This is a genomic window from Bacillus multifaciens, from assembly GCF_030756675.1.
Lineage (GTDB): Bacteria > Bacillota > Bacilli > Bacillales > Bacillaceae_G > Bacillus_A > Bacillus_A multifaciens.
Genome location: NZ_JAVBXD010000074.1, coordinates 1 through 8687, shown reverse-complemented (window position 1 = coordinate 8687; position 8687 = coordinate 1). Strand labels below are relative to the sequence as shown.

Sequence of the window (8687 nt, the reverse complement as noted above, 5' to 3'; positions counted from 1 at the left end):
GCTCCAGGTCGTGGAACAGAAGCATGGAAAAAGCTTTACAATCAAAGAAGTGCAGTCGAACGAGTGAACGCATATCTAAAAGAATTCTTTCACATACAAACATTATAATTATCGTATAAATAATTGTTGATAAACAAGACAATGATATAAAAGTTATAGATACTTTATCTGTCAATATACTTTTAATTGATAGTACATTACTTATTATAGGAACAATTGATAATTTAAAATCGGTACTCTTTTCTATCATCGAACTCATAAAACCAGTAAATACAACAACGATATATAAAGGCATTACAGAATTTGCGATACGAGAAAGCCCATGTAGGACTTTAGTCCGCCTTTAGGCATGGGATGAAAGTATTGCTTTTTGAATAAAAACATTTGTTCTGTTATCATAAAGCCATAGTCATGCAAAAGACTCTAAAACAATTATGCTCTCTGAAAAACGAATATTGTATGAGGTTGCATGAATCAATTTCATTTCGTGTGTAAAACAATATGTGTCGTCAAGAACAAGACGTTAAAACATGGTGGAGAACCCAAAAAGCTGTACGGTATGGTAACAGTACCGTAGCCCACGAACCTATACGGTCTGTCGTGGGAGTGGTGATGGCACACCGCAATCTTGTCAGCGATATCAGAAATGAATTTCGCCTTTGGTAGCAAGAATCCCACTGACGTTAGTCAGCTTGCCCCTTTAGGGGTGGGAGTGTCAAGAATATAATCCTTTAAATATAAACCGAATTCATTTTAAATCGTTTCATAACTCTCTTTAAGTAATTATATTGGTCTCTATCTAAATTCGTCCAATTTTTTATATAAGACTGATCAGGAAGTATCAGCGCATGAGAATAATCAATTCCTGCATTAGCTGATTTACTGGAGGGTGCATGAAAACTATTTGGATGATTCAGATTTGATCTTAATGGTAATAAAAAATCTTTGTCTTTCACCCGTACTTTCACATATACATAAGGTCTTTTCACTTGTTTTGGAACGTTATCTTCATCCAACATATTTATGAAATGACTATTTTCTTCAAAGTATTCTCTGTTTAAATGTATAACCTCTATTCTTTTAGTCACTATGATTTCCCCTTCAACAAAAAAAGGCAACCAATATGGTTGCCTTTAAACTTTAATGCATAAAATTTAATCATCGTTCTTTTAATTTATATCATTGCGGAGGTGAACGAGTAAAAACTCCGCTGAATATGTGCCTGTTCTTTTAATTTATATCATTGCGAAGGTGAATCAGAAAAGAACTTCGCTCAATTTCTATATTTATTATATACTATTCTTGTTTAATTATCAATAATACTTTTGGTATCTTTTTCTTTTTATACTTCTCATCTTTCTCTGCTCATCTGCTGTAAATAAGCAGCCTGTCTCCCTTGTTCTCGCTGTTTAGCCACACGTTTACACTCATCATTCCAATCCCATTTTTGTGCTTCAGAAGGCGCTTTAGGAAATTCAGGTTTAAAGGAAACAATACTTCCATCATTCTTTGCGTATCTAAAATACTTTAACTTTTCCACAAAGTTTCTCCCTGCCTGATCATTATCTACACAGAGCGAAAGGCTGTCAGGCACATCACCAATCCTTTCACTACTCTTCATGTAATAATTAAATACAACTTGCGGCTTTAGGCCTTCCATACTAATTAAATATGTATCCTTTAGATTATGTTTATGCAAAGAAGCATAACTCAAAAGATCTATAGATGATTCAAAAAACTTCAAATTCCTTGGCTCACCCTTCAAAGCATTGAAACCATAGTTCAGAGTAGAATTTTTCTGAATCATTTTCCATGTTCCACGCTTGTATTTATCAGACTGCACAACGCCTTGTTCTGAACATCCCATTATTGTACCATTTTCACGATCTTTCCAAAGAAATAAAACATTATTGTACTTATCTTGTTTTATAAGTTCTTTTTTGTGCAAAGCATCTACAACTTCAGGATCTATTTTTCTGTCCTGGACTAAATAATGTCTTGCTCTGTCAAAGCGTGAAACTTCCTTTTCTGAAGAGTATTCGTAGGGTTCAGCAACAAATTTTACCACTGATTTATCGTTCTAACTGTTGCATATATGCCATGCGTGCCATTCTTCTTTTTGCTTCCTGATTATCACAAACAGCTGCATCTTCATTTTTTCCAACTTCTTTAGATGAAAGATGGCCAACCTTTTCCTGTCTTTCTGAACCATTCACAGTTTCTCTAACTGCGTTCAGATCAATAGGATTAGATTGACCAATTCTTTTTCTCCTCTTATTGTAAAAAATTAATGTACGCTGCTATTTAAAATTTTTCTATTCTTACATAAGCTATCACCCCTTTCATTTTTATAATTAATTCCCTACAAACAATTAAAGCTGTAGTTTTATAAAAAGGTTTGATCCAAAGTATCAATAGGTGATGTTATTGAGGTTAAGGATAAGCTAAAGCTAACTTGGATAAAAATAAGAGTTCATCACGACTTAAAGGACTACTTAGTTGATTACCCAAATGTTCCAATGGAAGGATTAATGGAACAGAAGCCATAATCCTTCTTTTTTATTTTCATTATTATTCCTTCGTTCATTTATAAAAAAGATTGATAAGAAAATTGCTGAAAGGTAGTTAAAGCAACAGTTAATGCTGCAGAAAAGACGTTTGGTGGACTCAAGCAAAGTGCGATAGATGAGGTAGTTTCAAATACATCTAGAGGTTTGAAAGCAGTAATTAATGGTGACAAATTGGAGTATTGGTATAAGTCTGCTTCTGGGAAACATGATTATATTTCGATCCTTACACTGGATTCAACAGGAAAAGTAATTATTGATATTGTAAAAGGCCATTATGACGCTAATTCACCACGTATTTTTGCGGAGAACTTAATAGAAGCAATGAAGTAAGCCAATGTGGCAGTTTAGTTGAATAAAAAATGTTATAATATTATTAAAATTTAAGAAATGTAGGGTAAAAAATGAAGAGTATTAAAAGATTGATTCAATTCATCTTAGTAAGTACATCATTCCTAATTCTTAGTGGATGTTATTTCCCTAAAGATAAACTGAATCAACCCATACAAGAATATTTAAAAACAAACTATGGAATACAAGGTGAGTTTTCTGTTATTCGGACAGATAATAATTTTAATGGGATTGGCCATCAAACTTATGTAGAAATGAAAAAGCCATATCGAACTTATCCATTCCTAATGATTGAAAAAGATACTTTTAAAATATTAGAAGATCATAGTGACGATATCTATCTCGAACAATTCAAGGGTGCATATATTGAGCAACACCCAGAAGTAGTTCAAGTAATGAAACAAATCATAAAAAAATATGGGTTAGTAAAACATCCTAATAAAGCTGCCCCAGAAGAAAATGGTCCTATTTATATGTTTCCTTACGATAACATTGGGGTAAATGTAAATAATTATCAAGAGCGACTTGATGATTTTAAAAAGACCAAAAAGATAGATACTACTGAACTTTTACCTAAATTAATACCAAGTGACCGCCGAAATGAAAAGCGTAATGGCAAGTATTTAGGTGTGGTGAATTTTCTATTTAAATTTGACATGAATAAAAATAAACATCCTATTCCAAAGGCCAAAGATCTAATTGAGGACTTTCAAAAAAGTGGAGTATTAACAAAAGGAATATACAGTATTGAAATGAACGTAGATGATTCAAATCCTGATCACTTTGTGGGATGGGAATATAGTAATGTAGCTTTGTTTGAAGTCGATGGAAATGGTGAATATACAATAATTGCTACTCCTAAGTATGATGATTTTTATAGAACTTACTATTATGGTGATTACGCAGCTGAAAAAAATATAAAATAGAGCTTTAGTTTCAATTACTTAATTGGAATTGACTAAAAATACACGTGGTTCTACCCCTATTAGTAATAAACTTCCTCATATTTACATATATCGAGAAAAGCTCGAGACAGGAAAAGTTCATGATATTGAATTATTACAAAGTCCAATCATATATTTAATTATATAGACGAAATAATTATTTTCCCGAAAAATTATTGGGGATTTAAGAGGATAGAATGAAGAAGCGATGTGCTTATTATATTCCACAATCGGGCGCTATTGTGGAACATGAAGTAAAAGGGCAATACATATTAGTCATGTCTAATATGTATTGCTCTTTATTTTTTATGACTTTTTACAATTTAGGTCTTGATAAAATTTAAAACAACTTTATTATCTCTATACATTTTTTCAATTAGGTCTTGATAACAAATGCTACTCTTTTTAAAAGTTTTTAGAATTTCACTTGTGCATGTGTAGTAGTTTCTGTAAATTTATCAGATTGACTAGCTGAAACTCCAAATGTAAGAGGTGAAAACGATATAGACGGAGAAACTTGGAATGTTGTTCCTTGATGCAAGTACTTACCATAAGCATCTATCTGGGGTACAGCCGAGATATACACGTATCTCGGCTGTACCCCAAATTGTTATCCATAAAAAAAGCCGATTTCAGGAATCGACTGTTGCATTAATGCACTTTTTTAGTTGAGTAAATAAAGAAGAAGATTCAACAAACAGGTACAAAAGGTTTTAATATTAGATTGGTTTACCTTTGGTTAGTAACTTTAATGCCGCCTTTCTCATTTCAGGGTTTTTTAAAGCTAAAGCTGCTCCACCTACTCCAAGCCAGACTGAGGCAAACATCCATCTTTTGAATTCAGAATCTTTTTGATAAGATTTTTCAACCATATCCTCAATACGATTATTGAGTTTGTCTCTAGCTTCTTCACTTAAACTTGGGTCTTTTAGTTGGTCAGAAAAAATATCTATTGCTCTGTCAATTGTACTATATACTTTTTCTTGAGATTTCGAACCTACTTCTCCCATATTGTTAATTACTTCTATGATTTCAGGAGAATATTTTTGTAAAGTTTCAAGTTCTGCCAAGGTTCATTCAGTTAGGTCATAATTATTTTCCTTTAGTTTTATTAAGGTTTTATCAATCTCTACTTTTTCACTCATGGTTACACCTCTAAATTATTTATTTTATACTATTATATAATAACTAAAATTTTTAATATTTTATTTTTATAGAATTTGTTTATTCAACCAATCTTCTTCCGTTAGTGTAAGTAGAAACCTTCATAATCTCAATACAGTAAGGCTATTGAGACGAAGTTTTGTTTCACAAAAAATAGTTTTCATAGCGTCTCATAAGACTTGTCTCAAAAGTCTTAGCGTTGTAAATCCGCATTTCCCTAATGTTACCCCATACCCATCAAGCTAAGGGGGACAAGAGGGTATATGTGAATGTGTTTTTTGGAATTTCTACGACTACACTAAAGATGTGTATAACAAATAAACCTATTAAATAGGTGTTTTTAAAAATATTATGCAACTTGGAAACTTTGTGACAACGTACAATCATACACAACACCTAAGATATCAAAGACTGTTTTCTTTTCGTAACGGTGAGATTTTCGTCCGTTTTTTTCTAACAGGTAAAACAAACGCAATAAAATTTTTAATAATTCATGGATGCCCTTCTGTAGTCCCTCATAAAACAAAAGATAATAATTCTTTATCATATAGATGGATTTGTATTCACTTAACTCTTTCGATGAACGAATCCTTTTTCTTTAGCTAAGTGTTCTAGAACATGAGGAGACATATGTCGTTGTAATTCTTCAACAATCGGTTGAAGTTCGTCAAGAATCGAAAGATCCATAAAAAACGCCATCCTTTCCTATGATTTTACAGAAAGGATAACGTTTTTTTGCTTTATGGATAGTGCAAAATCTTAGCTTGATAGCGATAGGGCCCCGCCAACCAAATGACATAAAACCCACGCTAAGACATTTTTTGGAAGTTATAGGAGATTCAGCCGAGATACGCGTAAAACTAGGTCATAATTTTAAAGTTCAAGATTTATAGAATATTATTCGAACATTTTGTGAAAAACAACAAAAAACACCACAAACTACTAGGAGTAGGTATTAATTTCCTGGTGTCCATTCGAAACGCTATGTTACACTAAGGGAGCTTTAACGGTCCATTCTAAAAACAGTAATGAAATGGGGTATTTACTTGAACTTTCCACAGTTAAAAATCGGTCATATGATGCCAAAGGTTCCAATTATGCAGGGAGGTATGGGCGTAGGGATTTCATTAAGCAAACTTGCATCTGCTGTTGCAAATGCTGGAGGAATTGGAATTATATCAGGAACTGGAATTTCCATCGACGAAATGAGACTACATATAAGGACGGCGAAGGAAAAGGTACAGAATGCCGGCTATATTGGAGTAAACGTTCTTTTCGCGATGAATGATTTTGCTGAAAAAATGAAAGCGGCCATTGAAGAAAAAGTTGATTTCATCATATCAGGTGCTGGGATTTCAAGAGATATGTATACTTGGGGCAAAAAGGCCGGTATACCAGTTATTTCAATTGTTTCTTCAGCGAAGCTTGCTAAATTATCTGAACGCCTGGGTGCAGCTGCAGTTGTTGTAGAAGGTCATGAAGCCGGGGGACACCTCGGAACCGAAAGACCTTTATTCGATATATTACCTGAAGTAGTTGCAGCGGTTAAAATTCCCGTAATTGCTGCTGGAGGAATTATGACTGGAAAAGATCTTGCTCGTGCCTTAAGTATGGGGGCCTCTGGAGTACAAATGGGGACGAGATTTGTTGCAAGTGATGAGTGTGACGCACCCTTATCATTTAAAGAAAAATATGTACATGCTCGAACGAAAGATACTATGCTGCTGAAAACAACTGTAGGTCTTCAAGGTCGTGCAATTAAGAATAACTTCACTGAACTGATAGCTGATGATAAAAAGATAAAAATAAAGAAGTGCATTAATTGCCTAAAAAATTGTTCTTATCGTTTTTGTACGCTAGATTCTTTGATAACATCAATGGATGGTGATTGTGAGAATGGTCTTGTTTTTGCTGGAGCAAGAGTGCATGAAATTAAGGAAATACTACCAGTCAAAACAATTATCAATAATATCATGACAGAATATAAAGCCTGTATTTAAGTAAGAATTAACTTCGAACCTCTTATGTTCATCTGAAGAAGATATGGATACTGAATGATTCTATGATGTTTTGTCTTATCCCCCCCTTTTTCGGGGGGATGGGCAAAAACACCTAGTATAAATTTTAAACAATCAACTACTTTAGAATCATTACGACCACTCCGAAGATAAAACATACATGCCGAAATTCCTTAACGTAGGAAAATCGGCTTTTTATTTTCCATAAAATGTATTAGAGTGGGTTCTATGTCATTTGGTTGGCGGGACCCCTTTATAGTTATCCATGGGAATTTAGTTCATTTTTTTCGTTTTGGAGAACAATGCATTTCTTAGCTTGATGGGTATGTAATGTTACCCCTAAAAGAAGAATTGAAAAGTTAGAGAAAAAGAATAAAGAGCTTGAAGAAGAAAATAAGCAATTTCGTGAAAAAGAAAATGAAAAGCTTACTGATTACTTCATGAAGTTATAAAATTAGGACCTTACATATTAGACATATCTAAAATGTAAGGTCCTTTTGTTTACTAGTGGTTCACTTATCTAACCTAAAGATAAGTATGTGGTCCTTTTACAATTTGAATTTCTTTTTAAGCTTCTTATATTTTCTATATGAACGTCTAACAATGTTTAACATGAAATACGGTATTTTAACAGGGAAAGGCAATTTATAAATGAAAGGCAAGTAAAATGTAAAATATGCCTTTTCTAGGTCTATCCACTTACTATCTTCTTTTGTTTTTAAGAAATCAGATACATCGACTACATATCCCCTTCCGTTTTCCATCATCACATTTTTCCCGTGAACATCACAAGGAGTTAATCCTTGTTCCCTTGCATACTCTAAAGCTTCATTGATATCAAGGATTACCTGCTTAGGAATTTTAATCCCCTTATGAATAGCATCGTATAAGGTAATTTCTTTTAAACGTTTCAATACTATGAAATTTTCTCCTTTATATATAAGCTTCGAATAAGAAGGATGATTTCCGATTCTTCGGTATACTTCTGACTCTTTTTCAATTCCTTCTCCTTCTCGCGCGTAAACTTTCACTACCCAATCTTTGTATTCTTTGTGCATAAATACTGCGGCATAATTACCTGTCCCTAAACACTTCCAAAGTCTAGGAATATCTTTAACTACTACAGGCTCGAATTCATCCTCACTTCTTATGCTTACCTCTTTTAATAATTCGTCCTTTATCAATCCCACAAAACTATTTATACTCATCATTTCCACTCCGTTTTTGTTAAAAGGGGTCCCATCCACATTTTAAAATGAATATGTCAAAACATATACATTTTAATTTTCCTCATACTGTTTGGCAAGTTTATAAAATAAACCTATTCGGGTTTATTTGGTATGCGTACTTTTAAAACATCTGTAAAAGGTAATAAAAAACTACTTGGAAAACCTTAACTTTTATATATAAATATATCTTAAGTTGATGGATGTAGGGATACGGCAGGATGCGATTTAATGTTGTTTTTCATTGTCCCCACATTTAACCCCAACTTATTACAGAATCTTTTACTGAGTAAAGAATCAAATTTCTTTTCCAAAATAAATCAAAACTAATATATTACTATGTATATACAAAAGCATGGCATAAGATTGCCATGCTTTTTCTTCCATTAAAATACTTCTCTTACATCATTATTTTTC

The 8687-nt window shown here is 33.0% G+C and carries 8 protein-coding genes and 2 pseudogenes; 4 read left to right on the top strand and 6 right to left on the bottom strand.

The features are described 5' to 3' along the window. Positions 1–731: 731 nt before the first annotated feature. The 3 genes and pseudogenes from Q9306_RS24070 to Q9306_RS24060 all read right to left on the bottom strand — a co-directional run bounded on the left by Q9306_RS24070 (position 732) and on the right by Q9306_RS24060 (position 2216). Positions 732–1088, bottom strand: coding sequence for a hypothetical protein (locus Q9306_RS24070; RefSeq protein WP_306203093.1), 357 nt, complete (start codon positions 1086–1088; stop codon positions 732–734). Between the two features lie 263 nt (positions 1089–1351). Continuing rightward, positions 1352–2071: pseudogene (locus Q9306_RS24065) on the bottom strand (DUF3991 domain-containing protein); the annotation flags it as partial. 1 nt (position 2072) lies between these two features. Beyond that, the gene (locus Q9306_RS24060) at positions 2073–2216 is read right to left on the bottom strand and encodes a hypothetical protein (RefSeq protein ID WP_306203091.1); all 144 of its coding nucleotides are present in this window, start codon (positions 2214–2216) and stop codon (positions 2073–2075) included. Between the two features lie 498 nt (positions 2217–2714). Here Q9306_RS24060 and Q9306_RS24055 point away from each other — a divergent pair, with 498 nt between their 5' ends. From Q9306_RS24055 to Q9306_RS24045, 3 genes are all read left to right on the top strand, one after another. Beyond that, positions 2715–2900: a hypothetical protein gene (locus Q9306_RS24055; RefSeq protein WP_306203089.1), complete on the top strand. Its 186-nt coding sequence runs from the start codon at positions 2715–2717 to the stop codon at positions 2898–2900. Positions 2901–2971: 71 nt separating this feature from the next. After that, positions 2972–3844: a hypothetical protein gene (locus Q9306_RS24050; RefSeq protein ID WP_306203088.1), complete on the top strand. Its 873-nt coding sequence runs from the start codon at positions 2972–2974 to the stop codon at positions 3842–3844. 215 nt (positions 3845–4059) lie between these two features. Beyond that, entirely contained in the window at positions 4060–4206 is a 147-nt protein-coding gene (locus tag Q9306_RS24045; protein ID WP_306203086.1) for a hypothetical protein, read from the top strand. A 375-nt stretch (positions 4207–4581) separates the two neighbouring features. On the opposite strand, the gene Q9306_RS24040 is transcribed toward Q9306_RS24045, so the two are convergent. Both Q9306_RS24040 and Q9306_RS24035 read right to left on the bottom strand, forming a co-directional pair. Further along, positions 4582–4932, bottom strand: coding sequence for a hypothetical protein (locus Q9306_RS24040; RefSeq protein WP_306203084.1), 351 nt, complete (start codon positions 4930–4932; stop codon positions 4582–4584). A gap of 443 nt (positions 4933–5375) precedes the next feature. Further along, positions 5376–5612, bottom strand: a pseudogene (locus Q9306_RS24035) (IS4 family transposase); the annotation flags it as partial. 442 nt (positions 5613–6054) lie between these two features. On the opposite strand from Q9306_RS24035, the gene Q9306_RS24030 reads away from it, so the two are divergent. Then, on the top strand, positions 6055–7026 hold the full coding sequence (locus tag Q9306_RS24030) for an NAD(P)H-dependent flavin oxidoreductase (RefSeq protein ID WP_289359663.1): 972 nt from the start codon (positions 6055–6057) through the stop codon (positions 7024–7026). 566 nt (positions 7027–7592) lie between these two features. Here Q9306_RS24030 and Q9306_RS24025 read toward each other — a convergent pair. Beyond that, positions 7593–8252: a protein kinase family protein gene (locus tag Q9306_RS24025; protein ID WP_306203081.1), complete on the bottom strand. Its 660-nt coding sequence runs from the start codon at positions 8250–8252 to the stop codon at positions 7593–7595. Positions 8253–8687 lie beyond the last annotated feature (435 nt).

What these genes read in the sequence shown, in the direction of transcription:
- Q9306_RS24025 (WP_306203081.1), bottom strand. Translation starts at nt 8,252, where the DNA reads ATGAGTATAAATAGTTTTGTGGGATTGATAAAGGACGAATTATTAAAA.
- Q9306_RS24045 (WP_306203086.1), top strand. Translation starts at nt 4,060, where the DNA reads ATGAAGAAGCGATGTGCTTATTATATTCCACAATCGGGCGCTATTGTG.
- Q9306_RS24050 (WP_306203088.1), top strand. Translation starts at nt 2,972, where the DNA reads ATGAAGAGTATTAAAAGATTGATTCAATTCATCTTAGTAAGTACATCA.
- Q9306_RS24030 (WP_289359663.1), top strand. Translation starts at nt 6,055, where the DNA reads ATGAAATGGGGTATTTACTTGAACTTTCCACAGTTAAAAATCGGTCAT.